Source organism: Micromonospora sp. NPDC007208, assembly GCF_042869175.1.
Lineage (GTDB): Bacteria > Actinomycetota > Actinomycetes > Mycobacteriales > Micromonosporaceae > Micromonospora > Micromonospora foliorum.
Genome location: NZ_JBIAFG010000004.1, coordinates 204,419 through 219,655, shown reverse-complemented (window position 1 = coordinate 219,655; position 15,237 = coordinate 204,419). Strand labels below are relative to the sequence as shown.

Sequence of the window (15,237 nt, the reverse complement as noted above, 5' to 3'; positions counted from 1 at the left end):
TGCATCAAGCCAGGTCGTGGGGTTGGCTCGAAACCAATTGCGCTTCCGGCCCCCACTACTGCAGGCTGCGGACATGATCAACTCGGCTCGACTGCTTGCGGCCTACGACGAACAGCTTCGGACCGACGCCGAGACGCCGAGCGCGGTCTCAGTCACCCGGCACGGGCCACTGCGTCTCGTGACCTTCGCGGGTGGTCGTGGGTTTGTCACCTACCGCGATCTCGGCGGGGCGGACGCCGATACGATTCGTCGGCTCGTCACAGCGGCGCTCGCTCACTACCGGGCAGACCCCGAGATCGAGCGGGTCAAGTGGAAGGCGCGTGGGCACGACCATGCGCCGGGGTTGCACGAGGCGTTGCTGGAGAATGGGTTCACCGCGGATGAGCCTGAGTCGATCATGATTGGCGAGGCGCGGCTGCTAGCCGTTGACGTTTCGCTGCCCGAAGGCGTGACGCTGCGTCGGGTCAGCGAGGAGGCGGACGTCCGCGCGATGAGTGCGATGCAGGACGAAGCCTTTGAGAACCCGGTCAGCGATGACATGGCGAACGCCCTCCTGCGCCGCCTGGCCCGCGATGACGGCATGGAGTTGTGGGTTGCGGAGGCGGAGGGACGGATCGTCAGTGCCGGCCGGCTGGAGCCGGTGGCTGGGACCGACTTCGCCGGGATCTGGGGCGGCGCGACCCTTGCGGAGTGGCGCGGCCGTGGGATCTACCGCGCGTTGACCGCGGCGCGGGCCCGCTCAGCACTCCGTATGGGCAAGACACTCATCAACAGCGACTCGACCGAGTACTCGCGCCCGATCCTTGAACGCTACGGTCTGATCAAGGTGTCGACGACGACGCCCTACAACTGGCAGCGGTGAGCGCCCTTCTCGCGGGACCCCCGTCCGCTCGTCCTCGACTTGTCCCGTTCTCCGTGACAGGGGCAGGATTGGATACGTGGGACCGGTCGGTAGCCCGTGGTGGCAGGCAGCGAAGACGCCGAAGCAGGGGTTCATCCTGGGGGCGTCTGGTCTTTCCTTGCCGTGACGTACTGGGTGTTCGCCATCGGGGAGCCGATCGGTTGGTCCGTGATCATCGCCGCGCTGGCTGCACTGCTTGGCGTTGGCTACCTAGTGACAGCCGTGCTGCTGCGCCGGCGCCAGCGCTCAAATCAGTAGTAACCGGCGGCATCCCACACCAGCGGTGTCCACGCCACCTGAGGAAATGACACGCTAAGTTCATGCGACAGGTCACCGTGCTCGGCAGTTCTGGGGCCTTTCCCGAGCCAGGCCGTGCCTGTAGCGGCTTCGCTGTGGACTGGGACGGCTACCGCCTGGTGCTCGACCTGGGCTACGCCACGCTGCCACGGTTGCTCCAGCACTGGCCGGACGGTGCGGTGGACGCCGTCGTCATCACCCATGAGCACCCGGATCACTGCGTCGACCTGCACGGTCTGTTCAGGATGCGGTTCTACGGTCAGCCCGGCGGGCCACGGCTGCCGTTGTACTGCCCGCCCGGCGTGCTCGACCGGCTCGGCGGCCTGGAGCCCGATGTCGACCTGCACGCGGTCTTCGACCTGCACCCATTACCAGGCAGCTACCGAGTCGGGCCGTTCGACCTCACCGGGCTGTCTCTGCCGCACTTCGTGCCCAACGCCGGCATCCGGCTCCAGGCCGACGGGATTGCCGTGGCCTACTCAGGGGACACGGGGCCGGCTCCCGCGTTGGCCGAGCTGGGCCGTGACGCCGACCTGTTCATCGTCGAGGCGACGGACTACGACGGCGAGGCCAGCCGTCCCACCCGAAACCTGCTGACCTCCACCGAGGCCGGTCTGTGGGCTCGCCGGGCGGGTGCCCGCCGCCTGATGCTCACCCACTTTTGGCCCGGCAACGACCGGACAGCTGCGGTGGCAGCCGCTCAGGTGGAGTTCGGCGGTGCCGTGCTGGCGGCCGAGGAAGGGCTCACCCTGGTGCTCGGGGAGTCGGACAGCTGAACCCCCCTCGCTTGAGGCTCGCCGACGGCTAGCGGGGCCGCCACGCGAAGCTCTGGATGTCGAGAACGGCCAAGCGGCTCCGTCCTCGGGGAGGATGCGGTCACCGTGACCGCACCAGAGCAGGGAGATCCAGCATGGCGATCCAGCGGATGGACAACGTCCTCATCGTTGTCGAGGACCTGGACGCGGTCATCGCGTTCTTCGTCGAACTCGGCATGGAGTTGGAGGGGCGCGGGCCGGTCGAGGGCCGGTGGGTGGAGCGGGTCATCGGGATCGAGGACGTCCGGCAGGAGGTCGCGATGCTGCGGACCCCGGACGGCCACGGCAAGGTCGAGTTGGCGATGTTCCACCGACCGGCGGCGATCAGCGCGGAACCGAAGAACGCCCCGGCAAATACGCTGGGCATCCGGCGCATCATGTTCGCCGTCGACGACATCGAGGACGTCATCGCCCGGCTGCGCGGCCACGGCGCCGAACTCGTCGGGGAGTTGGAGCGGTACGAGGACGTCTACCGGCTCTGCTACGTCCGCGGTCCGGAGGGCATCATCGTCGGCCTGGCCGAACAGCTCCGCTGACGGCCCCCCGCCGCAGGCCCCCTACTTCAGGGATATAGGGGCCTCGCGGGCGGCGGAGACCACTACATCCCTGAAGTAGTGCGGATCTTGGGGCGCCCCCGGCCCTGAGCAGCAGCAGCGGGCAGGCGGCCGGCTCAGGAGATCAGGGTGCCGCCGTCCACTGTCACCACCGTGCCGGTGGCGTAGGTCGCCCGCAAAAGGTAGACGAACGCCTCGGCGACCTCCTCGGGCTCGCCCACCCGCCCGAGCGGAAGCGACGCGCTGAGCTGCGCGTACATCTGCTCTCGGGTTTCGGTCGGTAGTGAGTCCCAGAGCGGTGAGCGGATCACGCCGGCCGAGACGGCGTTGACCCGTATCGGGGCGAGTTCGACAGCGAGCGCGCGGACCAGCGCGTCGATCGCCCCGGTGATGCTGGCCGCGACGGACCAGCCGGCGCTGGGCCGGTGGTTGGCGGTGCCGGTGGTGAGGGTGATCGACCCACCGGGGCGCAGGTACGGCAGCGCCGCGTTGACCGCCGACAGGGAGCCGAAGTAGCGCAGGTCGAAGGCGGCCCGGGCGGCGGCGAGGTCGAGGGTGTCGACGGACATCAGCGCAAGGGGTTCGCCGGCGGTGAAGACGAGGTGGTCGAACGCCCCGAGATCATGGAACAGCCGGGACACGGCGTCGGGGTCGGTGAGGTTGGCGACGTACCCCTGGGTGGTGGTCGGCAGGGTCGTGAGGGCGCGGTCCACGCTGCGCTGATTGCTGGAGGCGACCACGACCTGGGCGCCCTCGCGGGCGGCGCGGGCAGCGGTGGCGAGGCCGATCCCCGAGGTTCCGCCGAGTACGACGACGCGCTTGTCGATGAGGGTCATGATCGTGTCCTTCCGGATCGGGTGGTGGGAACGGTTACCACCCTGCTCCGCCGGGAACGCTGGCGTCCAAGACCTCTTTCACCTCCTGTGATGCCCGTTGAGCATCATCCCGGTCATACCTGGCGGGTATCGTGGAACCGCCCGGAGCGTAAACCGGACGGGGGCAGGGTGGACGTCGATCTGCGCAAGCTCCGCTACTTCGTGGCGGTCGCGGAGGAGCTGCATTTCGGCCGGGCCGCCGCGCGGCTGCACATCGCCCAGCCGGTCCTGTCGCGCCAGATCCGGGCCTTCGAGCACGAACTGGGCGCCGAGCTCTTCGTCCGGGACCGGCGCTCCACCGTGCTGACCGACGCCGGCCGCCAGCTGTTGAGCGATGCCGGTCCGCTGCTCGCCTCGGCCGAGGCCCTGCGGCGGCGGGTGCAACGGGCCGCACACGGCAGGCCGACGTTCACCATCGCGTTCATGCCCGGCGTTCTCGTCACCGCCGAGGCCCGCGCCATCGGCCAACGGCACCCCGACCTTGCCGTCAACGTCGTCCGTACGTCCTGGGACGACCAGGCCGAGATCGTCCGCGAGGGGCGCGCGGACGTCAGCTACGTGCGACTCCCGGTGGACCAGCGTGGCCTGCGCCTGCGCCCACTGTTCACCGAACCCCGCGTCGTCGTCCTACCCACCGATCACCGCCTGGCCGGCAAGGAGTCGGTCGACCTCGCCGAGTTGGTCGAGGAACGGCTCTTGCAGGACCCGGACGCGGTGCCGGAGTGGCGGGACCTACCGAACCGCCCGACGGAGCCCGGCCCCCGCCCCCGGCCCGAGCTGAACTCCGTGGAGGAGAAGCTGGAGCATGTCGCCGCGTACGCCGGGATGGTGATCCTGCCGTTGTCGACGGCGACGTTCTACACGAGACCCGACGTCAGCCACGTGCCCGTCGCCGACCTCGGCCACAACCAGGTGTGCCTGGCCTGGGCCGAGGACAACCGGTCGCCTCTGGTGCACGAGTTCGTCGAGATCGCCGCCCGGCAGGTCCCACCACCCGACGATCGACGCCACGGGGAGTCAGGCGGCGGCGATCGGGAAGGTCTCGCGTAGGGCCGGGTCCAGCGGGCGGCCGCTCGTCGGTTCGATGAACAGGTCGGCGAGCAGGAGGTCGGCGAGGTAGCTGGGGTTCACCCCCGACTCCTTGCGGCCGAGGGCCTGCGCCGCGCCGCCGAGTCGCAGCGCGGCCCGCGCCGCGCCGGCTGGCAGGCGACCGACCCGGCGGGGGCGGCCCACCGCGTCGGCGATGCGCCCGATCATGTCGTGCCAGGTGAGGTTCTCGTCGGCGACCGGCAGGTCCGCGCCGCTGGCCTGCTCCAGGGCGTCGACCGCGGCCTCGGCCACGCTGCGGGCGGAGGCCGCGGCGCTTCCGCCGGTCGGGGCGACCAGCGGGGTACGCGAGCGGGCCCACCGGTCCAGCGGACCGGCCCAGTTGGGCAGCCGGTCGCCGGCCCGACCGAAGACGAAGGGCAGTTCGAGTACGGCGACCGGCAGGCCCTCGCCCGCGGCCGCCCGCCCCTCCCGGGCCTGCTCCAGGCGGCACCGGATGTACGTGTGGCGCTCGGCGAGGCGCCACTGGGGGTGGAGCCGGTCGAAGTAGGTGTAGTAGGAGCCCATCACGACGCCCCGGCTGAGACCTTCGAGGCGGGCGGCGGTGAACAGGCGGACCACCGGGTCGACGTTGTCGCGGCGGAACTCGGGGTAGATCGGCTTGGGTAGCGGCCGTTGCTCGTCGGTGCGGGTGGCGTACACGACGCCGTCGTGACCGGCGAGCAACGGCCGCAGCTCGTCGACCGAGGCGGACCCGACATCGAGCAGGTGGTCGACGCCCGGCTGGGCGGTACGCGCCACAGTGGTCGCGGCGTGGCCACGCTCCCGGAGCACGTCCACCACGTGAGCGCCGATCAGGCCACTGCCACCCACCACAAGAATTCGCACGGTGCATCGTCCACTCTCGAGCCGGTGTCTTGTCAACCCACGACCAGCCGTCCGTGGCTACCGGTCACTGCTTGTTCTTCGCGACGTTGTAGATGTCCAGGACGTCGTCGTCGAAGTAGGGGCCGTACATGTTGCCCGAGTACTTGTAGGACATCACCGAGTTGACGTAGCCGAACCGGAGGGCGTTGTCCCAGGCGCGCAGGAACGGACCCCCGCTGGCACCTCGGTTGAGCGGGCAGTCCTTCAGTTTGACCCGCTGTACCCCGGCCGCCTTGATGTTGCCCTGGGCGTAGTACTGCGACTGGCCGTCGTACGGTGCTTCCGCCGGATAGCCGAGCAGCATCGCGGAGAGCGTCTTGGACTTGTTGACGCTGAGCCCCTGTCCGCCGGTGACGTGTACCAGCCGGTCACCGCCGAGTGGGTGCATGGTGACGAACGCGAAGTCCCACCAGAGGTAACCCCAGTCGACCCAGCCTTCGACCGAGGTGAACTCCTTGGCCGACCAGAGGCCGTGCAGCGGCTCGCCCTCGGTGAACTCCGGCGCGTACACCCAGTTGTCGAACCAGACCGACCCGCCGTCACCCGGGTGTACGCAGTGGCCGGCGGTGGACACCATGTTCGCCTGGGGGTTGTTGATGGTGCCACCGGAGCAGAAGAAGTCCTCGTCGTTGTGGGTGAAGAAGACCCGACCGACGCCGGGTGAGGCGTTCACCGCCTGGGTTTGCTGGCCGCTGCCCGCCGCGCTCAGGGCGGCGGCCGAGGAACGTGGTGCCGCCGGCGCTGCCACGTCGCGGGGCGCACCGATTCGGCCGGGGCGGTCGGCGGCCTCCCCGTCGGGCGCGTCGACCCCGTCCGGCATGGGAGCGGGTCGCGCGGCTCGCATGCGTTCCGGCGTCCAGTAGGCGGTGCTCAACCTCGCCGCGGTGTCGGCGTCGGTGGACGGCCGACCATGGATGGTGGCGCGCCCCTCGGCCACGGTCGCGGACCCGGCGGCAGCGGTCTCGGCCGCCTGGGCCGGCGGCGGCGCGACAGTGAGAGCGGCCAGCACCATGCTGCCCACCGTGATGAATCCGAATCGCCTACGCACGGAACCTCCCGGGGTTGCGGTCGGAGCCGATACGCTCCGACGTCCTTCCGCAGACGCTAGGCTCGGACGGACGGTCTACAGTGGGCATGTCGTATACGGTCAGTGACGGTTGCCTGACTGCGGGATGCGCCACCGTGTGTCCGAGAACTTCTCACAAACGGGGGTTGAGGATGCCGGAACCGCGCGCCTTCTGGCTGGACGAGCAGTTCGACCGCGAACACGGCGCCGACGGGCGCGGCCGGTACGAGGCCGCGGTGCTTCGTCGGATCGACGAGTTCGCCGACACCTGGGGTGACTTCGCGCCCGTCGCGTTCGCGGTGACGGCCTGGCGGCTGGCCACCGAGTTGTCGCCGGGTTTCGTCCGCTGGCACCGGCGGATCATCTCGGCGACCTGCGCGCGCAGCCCGTGGGACGGCAGCCTGGTCTGCGCGGTGACCGTGGCCTCCCGCTGGCCGGCCGAGCTGACCTGGACCAAGCAGTGGCAGCGCGACCGTGGCTGGCAGGACTGGCCCCAGCTGTTCGGCCAGTTCACCACACCCACCGACCAGGACCAGACCCGCCGGCCGCATCTGCGCGCGCTGCTCCAGGTGGAGGCGCCGGTTCCGCTCGGCGACCTGCCGCCGACGCCCGGCGGTCCGGACGACGACGTCGCCGCGGCGGCGCGCCGGGCCGTGGCGGTGCTGGCCCGGGAGCTCAATGACCTCCTCGCGCCGATGATCGGGCAGCTCGACGCCGGGGTGCCGGCGGACTCCTGAGAAGGCCCGCCGGCCGGTAGGGTCGTCCGCGTGGATCTGGACGACATCGCCGCCCGGCTCGGGGTGCCCGTCGAGGAGGTCGACCGCGTACACCGGCTCGCCGGTGACGGGCCCTCAGCTCCGCTACCAGCCAAGGCCGACGCGCCCGCGCTCCTCGACCGCCTCGCCGTGCGGCCGGACGACGCCGCCGAGGTCATGGCGGGCTGGCCCGACCCCGGCTCTCCGCTGTGGACTCCGGAGCTGCGCTGGCTGCTCGACCGCTCGATCGCCCTGGTCCGCGCCGACCTCGCGGGCTACGACTGGATGGCGCCCGGCCCGGAGCTGCCGCGAGACCGAGGGCCTGCCTGGCGGCACCTCTACGTGTACGCGTACCTGGCCCTCGTCGACGTGGCGCGGGGGTACCACCGCGACCACGACGTCCCCGATGCCGTGACCTGGGCGACCCTCGCCGACCTGGGCCGCAACCTCGCGATCGACAGACGGATGCGCGGCGAGGGTTGGCCGATCATGCAGAGCTGGCTGACGCTGCACTCCCGCGGCAGCGTCTACGAGCTGGGCCGGCTCCAGCACCAGCGTGGCGACGGCGCCATCGGCCTGCACGTCCCGGATTCGGGGCCGTTGACCCCGGAGGCGGTCGAGGCGTCCCTCGACGAGGCCCGCGCGTTCTTTCCACGACACTTTCCCGACGAGCGCTACACCGCGTTCTCCTGCGCCTCGTGGCTGCTCGACCCGCAGCTGCGGGAGTACCTTCCCGAGGACTCCAACATCGTGCGGTTCCAGCGCCGGTTCGAGTTGGAGCCCTACGACGAGTCGGCGGGGCCGGACGCCGACATCGAGGTGCTGCGGTTCGGGTTCCGCACCCTGACCACGCCGCTCGACGAGTTGCCGCGCCGCACCGTGCTCCAGCGGGCGCTCATCGACCACCTGCGGGCCGGCGGCCACTGGCACTGGCGCCACGGCCGCTTCCCGATCTAGCCAGACCGGCAGAGCGTCGCCCACTTCACGCAGTAGGGCCCGGCCTGGTCACCGTCCAGGCCGGGCCCTACCACTCGCTCGTCAGCCGGTGGTCAGGACGAACCTCTCCCAGGACCCGACCGACGTCCGGTTGGCGATCAGTGCCCCCGCCCCGGCGTTCTCGGCGGCCACGATCTGGTTGTTGGCCAGTGCCCGCAGACCGACCGTTCCGTCGGAGTTGGTAATGATCTGGAACGTCTCCCACGGTCCGATCGTCGTGCGGTTCGCGATCAACGGATTCGCGCCCGCGTTGTCGGCGCAGACGTACAGCCCGTTGGCGCGGGACCGGAGGGCGATGTTGCCGTTGCCGGCGTCCACCCGGTCGAACTGCTCGGTCGTCGAGACGCTGGCCTTGTTGGCGATCAGCGGGTTGGTGCCGACGGCCGACACGTACTGGTTGTTGACCTGCGCCCGCAGCGTGATTCCTCCGCTGGGGGTGGTGGTGCCGGTGGTGAAGGTGAACGCGTCGATGTCGAACAGGTTGCCGGACCCGCCCTTGAAGACCAGGTACAGCGTGGTCGTCGAGGCGGGCGGGTTGCTGATGGCGGTGGAGACGTCGACGAAGGTCTCCCAGTTACCGGTCACCGGCACCGTGGCGGTGCCCAGCAGGGTGCCGGTGGCGGAGCCGGCACGAACCTCGATGGTGCCGCCGGCACCGGCCGAGGAGACCCGCGCGGTGAACCGGTTCGCGTTGGACAGGTTGTACGGCTGGTACGAGATCCAGTCGTTGTTCTCGATGAACCCGGCCGTGCGGCCACCCTCGGCGTTGGTGTGGTCGGTGGCCTGGACACCGGACTGGGCGCTGAAGTGCTCACCCTGGCGGTGCTTCGGTTGCAGCGTCTTGATGCTGTGCGTGGTGAGCCCGCCGTTGTCGGTGTACGCGGCGTCGAAGACCCCGTAGATGTTGGCCGCCGCGTCGTGCTCGCCGTCCGTCGGGACGGTGATCGTGCCGCTGCACCCGGTCTTCGAGGTGATCTGGTGGGCGTGGCTGTCGTGGCCCAGCGCGTACGTCAGGGTCACCTTGGAGCAGTCGATCGTGCCGTCCTGCGGGTCGCTCACCGAGATCTGGTACGGCACCGTGTCACCGAAGCTGAACAGCTGCCCGTCGGTGGGCGAGGTGAGCGACACCGTCGGGGCGGTGTTGCCCACGGTGACGATCAGGCTCGCCGTGCCGGACAGGCCGGTCGGGTCGGTGACCTTCAGGGTGGGGCTGTACGTGCCGTTCGTGGTGTACGTCTTGGTGGGGTTGGCCGCCGTCGACGTGGTGCCGTCACCGAAGGTCCACAGGTAGCTGAGCGCGCCGCCCTCGGGGTCGGAGCTGCCGGCCGACGAGAAGTTGACAGTCAACGGGTTGGCCCCCGACGTGGGGTTCGCCGAGGCGACCGCGATCGGGCTGCGGTTGCCACCACCGATGTACTCGATCCGGAACAGCGCCTGGTTGTTCGAGCCGGTGCCGTAGTCCAGCACGTACAGGGCGCCGTCCGGGCCGAAGGCCATGTCCATGACCTGGGTGCCGGTCCACGGGAAGTTGGAGATCTCCCCGCGTGAGCCGTCGGAGTTGACCGCGATGGCCTTGATCCAGCGGCGGCCGTACTCGCCGGCGAAGAACTGGCCGTTCAGCGAGGACGGGAACTTGATGCTGGAGTTGAGCGAGGCGTCGTACCGGTAGACGGGCCCGCCCATCGGCGACTCGGAGCCGCTGCCGAACTCCGACGGTGAACCGGAGTCGCCGGCGTACTTGATCCAGGCCGGCTTCGCCGCAGGCAGCGTGGTGAGCCCGGTGTTGCGGAACGAGTTGTTGGTCGGCCCGCCGGTGCAGTTGTACTTCGACTGCGACGGCCCGGACGGGAAGGTGTATTCATTGTATGTTTCCGTGCTGGTGTTGCTGCCGGTGCAGTACGGCCAGCCGTAGTTGCCGGGCGACGCGATGCGGTTGAACTCGACCTGGCCGGACGGGCCACGGCTGGAGTTCGTGGACCCGGCGTCGGGGCCGTAGTCGCCGAGGTAGACGACGCCTGTCGCCTTGTCGACGCTCATCCGGAACGGGTTGCGCAGACCCATCGCGTAGATCTCCGGGCGGGTGCCCGACGTGCCGGGGGCGAACAGGTTGCCCGACGGGATGGTGTACGTGCCGTCCGCCTGCGGCTTGATCCGCAGCACCTTGCCGCGCAGGTCGTTGGTGTTGCCCGCCGAGCGCTGGGCGTCGAACTGCGGGTTGCGGTTGGTCTGCTCGTCAAGTGGCGCGTAGCCGGACGACTCGAACGGGTTGGTGTCGTCGCCGGTGGTCAGGTACAGGTTGCCGGCGGCGTCGAAGTCCAGGTCACCGCCGACGTGGCAGCACTGCCCGCGGTCGTTGGCGACCTGGAGCACGATCTTCTCGCTGCCCAGGTTGAGCGTGTCGTCGCTGTTCAGGGTGAACCGGGACAGCCGCAGGTGCCCCTTCCACCGGTCCCAGTCGGACTGTGAGCCGGTGGTCGGGGCGTCCCCGGACGGGGTGCTCAGCGTGGGGGAGTAGTACAGGTAGATCCACCGGTTGCTGGCGAAGTTGGGGTCGACGGCGACGCCCTGCAACCCCTCCTCGTCGTGGGTGTAGACCGACAGGGTTCCGGAGACCTTGGTGTTGCCGGCCACGTCGGTCACCCGCAGGACGCCGTTGCGGGCGGTGTGCAGCACCGAGCGGTTGGGCAGGACGGCCAGGGACATGGCCTCACCCAGCTCGCCGGAGCCGGTGGCGAGCTTGACCTGCTGGTAGTCCGAGGCGGGGATGACCGCCGCCTGCGCGGTGGACGGTGCGGCCACAGCCAGGGCCACGCTCGCGACGGTGGTGACCGCCGCGAGGAGAGCCCGGGGCCAGCGCCGGGGGTACGAGAGCATGATCGTCCTTTCTCGACGACCGGGGGACGGGCGCGCGGGGGCGCACCACGACCAGGTGGGGTGGTGGAGAACGAGCGGGGGACCAGGTCAGCTGGTGGTGACCAGGTCGAACTTCTCCCACTGACCGATGGAGGTCCGGTTGGCGATCAACGGGGAGGCGCCCGCGTTGTCGGCGGCGACGTAGCGGTTGTTCACCGTGGCCCGCAGGCTCACCGTGCCGTCGGAGTTGCGGACGAGCTGGAACGTCTCCCAGGCGCCGGCGGTGGCCCGGTTGGCGATCAGCGCGGCGGCCCCGGCGTTCTCGGCCGCGACGAACTGCCCGTTGCCCTTGGCGCGCAGCGCCACGTTGCCGTTGGCGAGGTTGACCAGGTCGAACCGCTCGGTCGTGCCGACGCTTGCCTTGTTGGCGATCAGCGCGGTGGTGGCGTTGGGCGCGCTCACGTACTGGTTGTTGGCGCGGGCCCGCAGGGTGGAACCGCTGGCGGTGGGCGGCGGGGTGGTGGTGCGCGGCGAGCAGTCGGCCGTCACGGAGCCCGCGGCGACCTGGAGGCCACCGAGCAGCATCTTGGTGAAGTTCGGGTCGGTGTACGACGCCTCGGTGTGCCCGAGGCCGGTGTACCAGGCACGCCCGCCGCCGTACGCCTTGCACCAGGTGATCGGGTGGTCGCCGCTCATGTTGCCGCCGCTGTAGGACGACTCGTCGAGGCTGGCCAGGACCCGTGCGCTGGACCGGGGGTTGGTGCGGTAGTTGTACCACTCGTCCGAGCGGACCCAGGTGGTGCCGAGGTGCGCGGTCGACGGGTTGGTCTGGTCCTCGATCTTCACGGTCGCCGTCTGGATCGCCGGGTGCGAGTCGAACCACGCACCGACAAGCGAGCCGTACCACGGCCAGCTGTACTCGGTGTCGGCGGCGGCGTGCACGCCGACGTAGCCACCACCGGCGGCGATGTACGACTCGAACGCGGTCTGCTGGCTGGCGTTGAGGACGTCGCCGGTCGTCGACAGGAAGACCACCGCCTGGTACTGGGCCAGGTTGGAGGTGGTGAACTGGGCGGCGTCCTCGGTCGAGGTCACGGTGAAGCCGTTGGCCGCGCCGAGCTGCTGGATCGCGGCGATGCCGTTGGGGATCGACGAGTGCCGGAAGCCGGCGGTCTTGCTGAACACCAGGACCTTGGTCAGTGGTGCCGCCGATGCGGGGGTCGGCAGGGCGACCAGGCTGGCCAGCATGACGGCCAGGCCGGTGACGAGTGCCAACAGGCGGGGACGGGAACGCATGGTCTTGCTCCTCTGCTGAGCGTTGACCTCAGGCTGTGCACACGGGCATGCCGGAGGCCGCGATGGCGGTGGTGCGGAAGCCGGGCCGCCGATGCTCGGCTGAGGTGGTGCGGGGTGGTGGGGGATGGGGCGGGTGAAATCAGCCGACGATTCGAACCACCCACAAAGGACGGTCAAAATTCATCGACTGGTATCGTTGACGCAGTAAACCTCCGATGTCTACGCCCCGTCAAGCCCACGTGCTCGGGCCCGAGGACGTCCGCTCACGGTCGGCGGCGGTGCGGAGGTGAGACGTATGACGTATGGTCGATGGCGTGGCCACCGACGACTATCGAGAACGCCTCGCGCGGCACCTCGTGGCGCTGCCGGTCCGCGAACTGGTCGAGAGGACGGCCACTGCGTGCCTACGCGGGTCCGGTGCCCCGGGTCGCCATCAGAATGAGGTCGGCGATCGTCTCCGGGTGGGTCACCATGGCGAGATGCGACGATTCGACCTCGATGGTCGTCGCGTCCATCCGGTCGGCCAGGAACCGCTCCAGCTCCGGCGCGGTCGTGCGGTCCTGCGTGGAGATCGAGTAGTAGCAGGGCCGGTCCCGCCAGGCAGCCGTCGTCGTGCGGCCGTGGAAGAGGTCCTTGGCGATCGGGCCCTGCACCGCGTACAGGGCGCGGGCCCGGGTCTCCTCGATTCCCCCGGCGAAGTCGGAAAGGAAAGAGCTCTCGCTGAGCTGCGCGTACCCATCGTGGTGCACGAGGCCGGCGTTCGCCGGCGGCGTGGGGTACTTCGCCGCGAGCGCGGCGTAGTCCTCGCCGGCGTCCGGCGCGCGGGCCGCGACGTACACCAGGGCGGTGACCCTCGGGTGGTTGCCGGCCTCGCTGATGATCGTGCCGGCCCAGGAATGGCCCACCAGCACCGTCGGGCCGTCCTGCCGGTCCAGGGCACGGTTGGTGGCCGCGACGTCGTCGGCCAGGGAGGTCAGCGGGTTCTGCACCGCGGTGACCGTCAGACCGGCCCGCTGCAGCAGCGGGATGACGTCGGACCAGGATGAGCCGTCGGCGTACGCGCCGTGGACCAGGACGACGTTGCGGGCCGGCTGGGCCGAAGACGTGTCGCTCACCTGAAAACCTCCGCACGCGGCCGACGACAGCTCTCGTCAGCCACTCTTCCCCATGCCGGTCGGGCCGGTGGGCCAAACGCCGAGGCTTCAGCCGCTCAGCGCGGCGGGTCCGGTGCGAGGGCGCGCCAGTTCAGGTGGTCCCGGTAGCGGTGGCGCAGGACCAGCCAGCTGACCGAGAACGGAACGGCCCCCATGGCCACCATGCCCAGGACGTCCGCGCCGACCACGTCGAAGACCGCCCCGACGTCGCCGAACAGCTGAGCGACCGTCTGGAAGGCCACGTGCAGGCCGATGCCGGCCCAGATGTCGCCGGTGGCGGCGCGGAAGGCACCCAGCAGCAGCGCGAAGACGAAGAAGAGCGCCAGTCGGTCGACGGACCTGGCCGCCCCGACGAGGAACCCGAACACTGTGAACAGCACGGCCTGCCCGATGACCGCCTGCCCGGCGGGCAGCCGGGTGGCGAGGTTGTGTTGCAGGTACCCGCGGAAGATCAGCTCCTCCGGCAGCGCCTCCTTCAGGAAGACGAGCACGACCAGCAGCACCGCCACCCGCAGCATGTCACCGACGGACGTCCGGACGCTGATCTCGACCCAGCCGAGGCCGAGGCAGAGCGCGAACCCCGCCGCCGCGGGGACGAGCCAGCAGGCCATGCCGAACAGCAGACGCCGCCAGCCGGCGCGCAGCGACGGCAACCCGAGGCCGGCCCAGGGCCGTCGGTCCAGGACGCGACGGGCGAGAACCACCAGGGGTACGACGACAGCAGTGGTGAGGACCGCCCCGACCGCGTGGGTGGGCCGGTCGTAGTCACGGCCGAGCAGGGCGCCCAGGAACAGCCACACCAGCACGGCGCCGGTGACCACGACGAGGATCCGCCAGGACAGGGCGGCACGAGGTCCGGCGCTCACCACGCGCAGCGTAGCCAGCGGCGTCAACGACGGACCGTCAGCGGCCCAGCACGAGGTAGGCGAGGCCCAGGACACCTCGGTAACCACCGACGTACTGGCGCAAACGGTCGTCGAGTTCCGCGCGGACGTCGGCCGCACGGGGATCCTCCGGGTACGCCAGCAGCCACTCCTGCCGACCGGCGAGCCAGGTGGACTCGAAGTCGTCCCATTCCCGCTGGTCGGCGGTGCTCAGGTGCAGCAGCCGCCAGCCCCGCTCGCGGGCGGCCTCGACCAGCCCGGGGAGGCTCGGGACGTCCGGGCCGAAGACCTCGGCGATCTCCGCCGTGGGCGACCGTTCCCAGTACGCGTCGCCGAACAGCAGCCGCCCACCGGGCCGGACCACGGCGGCGAGGGCGTCGAGGGCGGCCTCGGTGCCGCCGAAGGCGTGGGCCGAGCCGATACAGAGGACCCGGTCGGCCGGCTCCTGCCAGGCCGCCGCTTCCCCCATCACGAAGGCGACGTGCCGGTTCAGCGACCGACCCGCGGCCAGCCGCCGCCCCCGGGCGAGCGCGGCCTCGTCGGTGTCGACGCCGACGCCCCTGGTCGCGACCGGGCCGGACACACCGCCGGCGGCGACCGCCCGCAGCAACAGCTCACCCCAGCCACAGCCGAGGTCGAGCACACGCGCGCCGGGGCGGACGTCGAGCCGTTGCAGCAGCAACGCGGCGTGCTCCGGCGAGAGCGGCGTGTTCCAGCGCATCCGCGCGTAACGGCTGGCGGCGAGGTGGTCGGTTGACTGCATCCGTTGAGGGTGTCAAGCCGTGCGCCGGGTCCGGCACCGGGGCGTACGGCAGGA

General features: G+C 70.4%; 14 protein-coding genes. 6 read left to right on the top strand and 8 right to left on the bottom strand.

Features of this window, described 5'->3' with window-relative positions; all coding sequences use genetic code 11:
* The first annotated feature begins 73 nt into the window (after positions 1-73).
* The 3 genes from ACFYL6_RS10190 to ACFYL6_RS10180 all read left to right on the top strand — a co-directional run bounded on the left by ACFYL6_RS10190 (position 74) and on the right by ACFYL6_RS10180 (position 2,549).
* The gene (locus ACFYL6_RS10190) at positions 74-862 is read left to right on the top strand and encodes a GNAT family N-acetyltransferase (protein WP_387169860.1); all 789 of its coding nucleotides are present in this window, start codon (positions 74-76) and stop codon (positions 860-862) included.
* A 359-nt stretch (positions 863-1,221) separates the two neighbouring features.
* The gene (locus ACFYL6_RS10185; protein ID WP_387169858.1) at positions 1,222-1,974 is read left to right on the top strand and encodes an MBL fold metallo-hydrolase; all 753 of its coding nucleotides are present in this window, start codon (positions 1,222-1,224) and stop codon (positions 1,972-1,974) included.
* A 134-nt stretch (positions 1,975-2,108) separates the two neighbouring features.
* On the top strand, positions 2,109-2,549 hold the full coding sequence (locus ACFYL6_RS10180; RefSeq protein WP_387169856.1) for a VOC family protein: 441 nt from the start codon (positions 2,109-2,111) through the stop codon (positions 2,547-2,549).
* A 134-nt stretch (positions 2,550-2,683) separates the two neighbouring features.
* On the opposite strand, the gene ACFYL6_RS10175 is transcribed toward ACFYL6_RS10180, so the two are convergent.
* On the bottom strand, positions 2,684-3,403 hold the full coding sequence (locus ACFYL6_RS10175) for an SDR family oxidoreductase (RefSeq protein WP_387169855.1): 720 nt from the start codon (positions 3,401-3,403) through the stop codon (positions 2,684-2,686).
* A gap of 168 nt (positions 3,404-3,571) precedes the next feature.
* Between ACFYL6_RS10175 and ACFYL6_RS10170 the strand changes: the two genes are divergently transcribed.
* A complete protein-coding gene (locus tag ACFYL6_RS10170) occupies positions 3,572-4,492 on the top strand; it encodes a LysR family transcriptional regulator (RefSeq protein WP_387169853.1) in 921 nt (306 codons plus the stop codon).
* On the opposite strand, the gene ACFYL6_RS10165 is transcribed toward ACFYL6_RS10170, so the two are convergent.
* Positions 4,460-5,377: an NAD-dependent epimerase/dehydratase family protein gene (locus tag ACFYL6_RS10165; RefSeq protein WP_387169851.1), complete on the bottom strand. Its 918-nt coding sequence runs from the start codon at positions 5,375-5,377 to the stop codon at positions 4,460-4,462. The genes ACFYL6_RS10170 and ACFYL6_RS10165 overlap by 33 nt on opposite strands.
* Positions 5,378-5,441: 64 nt before the next feature.
* Positions 5,442-6,464, bottom strand: a complete 1,023-nt coding sequence (locus ACFYL6_RS10160; RefSeq protein ID WP_387169849.1) for a trypsin-like serine peptidase — start codon at positions 6,462-6,464, stop codon at positions 5,442-5,444.
* Positions 6,465-6,634: 170 nt separating this feature from the next.
* On the opposite strand from ACFYL6_RS10160, the gene ACFYL6_RS10155 reads away from it, so the two are divergent.
* Entirely contained in the window at positions 6,635-7,219 is a 585-nt protein-coding gene (locus ACFYL6_RS10155; RefSeq protein WP_387169847.1) for a hypothetical protein, read from the top strand.
* Between the two features lie 30 nt (positions 7,220-7,249).
* The gene (locus ACFYL6_RS10150; RefSeq protein ID WP_387169845.1) at positions 7,250-8,194 is read left to right on the top strand and encodes an acyltransferase domain-containing protein; all 945 of its coding nucleotides are present in this window, start codon (positions 7,250-7,252) and stop codon (positions 8,192-8,194) included.
* Positions 8,195-8,275: 81 nt separating this feature from the next.
* On the opposite strand, the gene ACFYL6_RS10145 is transcribed toward ACFYL6_RS10150, so the two are convergent.
* From ACFYL6_RS10145 to ACFYL6_RS10125, 5 genes are all read right to left on the bottom strand, one after another.
* Positions 8,276-11,107, bottom strand: a complete 2,832-nt coding sequence (locus tag ACFYL6_RS10145) for a PQQ-dependent sugar dehydrogenase (RefSeq protein WP_387169843.1) — start codon at positions 11,105-11,107, stop codon at positions 8,276-8,278.
* Between the two features lie 87 nt (positions 11,108-11,194).
* Entirely contained in the window at positions 11,195-12,382 is a 1,188-nt protein-coding gene (locus ACFYL6_RS10140) for a ThuA domain-containing protein (protein ID WP_387169842.1), read from the bottom strand.
* Between the two features lie 404 nt (positions 12,383-12,786).
* The gene (locus ACFYL6_RS10135) at positions 12,787-13,497 is read right to left on the bottom strand and encodes an alpha/beta fold hydrolase (RefSeq protein WP_387169840.1); all 711 of its coding nucleotides are present in this window, start codon (positions 13,495-13,497) and stop codon (positions 12,787-12,789) included.
* Positions 13,498-13,592: 95 nt separating this feature from the next.
* Entirely contained in the window at positions 13,593-14,402 is an 810-nt protein-coding gene (locus ACFYL6_RS10130; protein WP_387169838.1) for a CPBP family intramembrane glutamic endopeptidase, read from the bottom strand.
* Between the two features lie 37 nt (positions 14,403-14,439).
* On the bottom strand, positions 14,440-15,183 hold the full coding sequence (locus tag ACFYL6_RS10125) for an SAM-dependent methyltransferase (protein WP_387169836.1): 744 nt from the start codon (positions 15,181-15,183) through the stop codon (positions 14,440-14,442).
* Positions 15,184-15,237: the final 54 nt, after the last annotated feature.

Bases quoted from the DNA above. Each gene is read 5' to 3' on its own strand.
- ACFYL6_RS10185 (WP_387169858.1), top strand. From the start codon at position 1,222: ATGCGACAGGTCACCGTGCTCGGCAGTTCTGGGGCCTTTCCCGAGCCA.
- ACFYL6_RS10190 (WP_387169860.1), top strand. From the start codon at position 74: ATGATCAACTCGGCTCGACTGCTTGCGGCCTACGACGAACAGCTTCGG.
- ACFYL6_RS10175 (WP_387169855.1), bottom strand. From the start codon at position 3,403: ATGACCCTCATCGACAAGCGCGTCGTCGTACTCGGCGGAACCTCGGGG.
- ACFYL6_RS10155 (WP_387169847.1), top strand. From the start codon at position 6,635: ATGCCGGAACCGCGCGCCTTCTGGCTGGACGAGCAGTTCGACCGCGAA.
- ACFYL6_RS10125 (WP_387169836.1), bottom strand. From the start codon at position 15,183: ATGCAGTCAACCGACCACCTCGCCGCCAGCCGTTACGCGCGGATGCGC.
- ACFYL6_RS10140 (WP_387169842.1), bottom strand. From the start codon at position 12,382: ATGCGTTCCCGTCCCCGCCTGTTGGCACTCGTCACCGGCCTGGCCGTC.
- ACFYL6_RS10145 (WP_387169843.1), bottom strand. From the start codon at position 11,107: ATGCTCTCGTACCCCCGGCGCTGGCCCCGGGCTCTCCTCGCGGCGGTC.
- ACFYL6_RS10180 (WP_387169856.1), top strand. From the start codon at position 2,109: ATGGCGATCCAGCGGATGGACAACGTCCTCATCGTTGTCGAGGACCTG.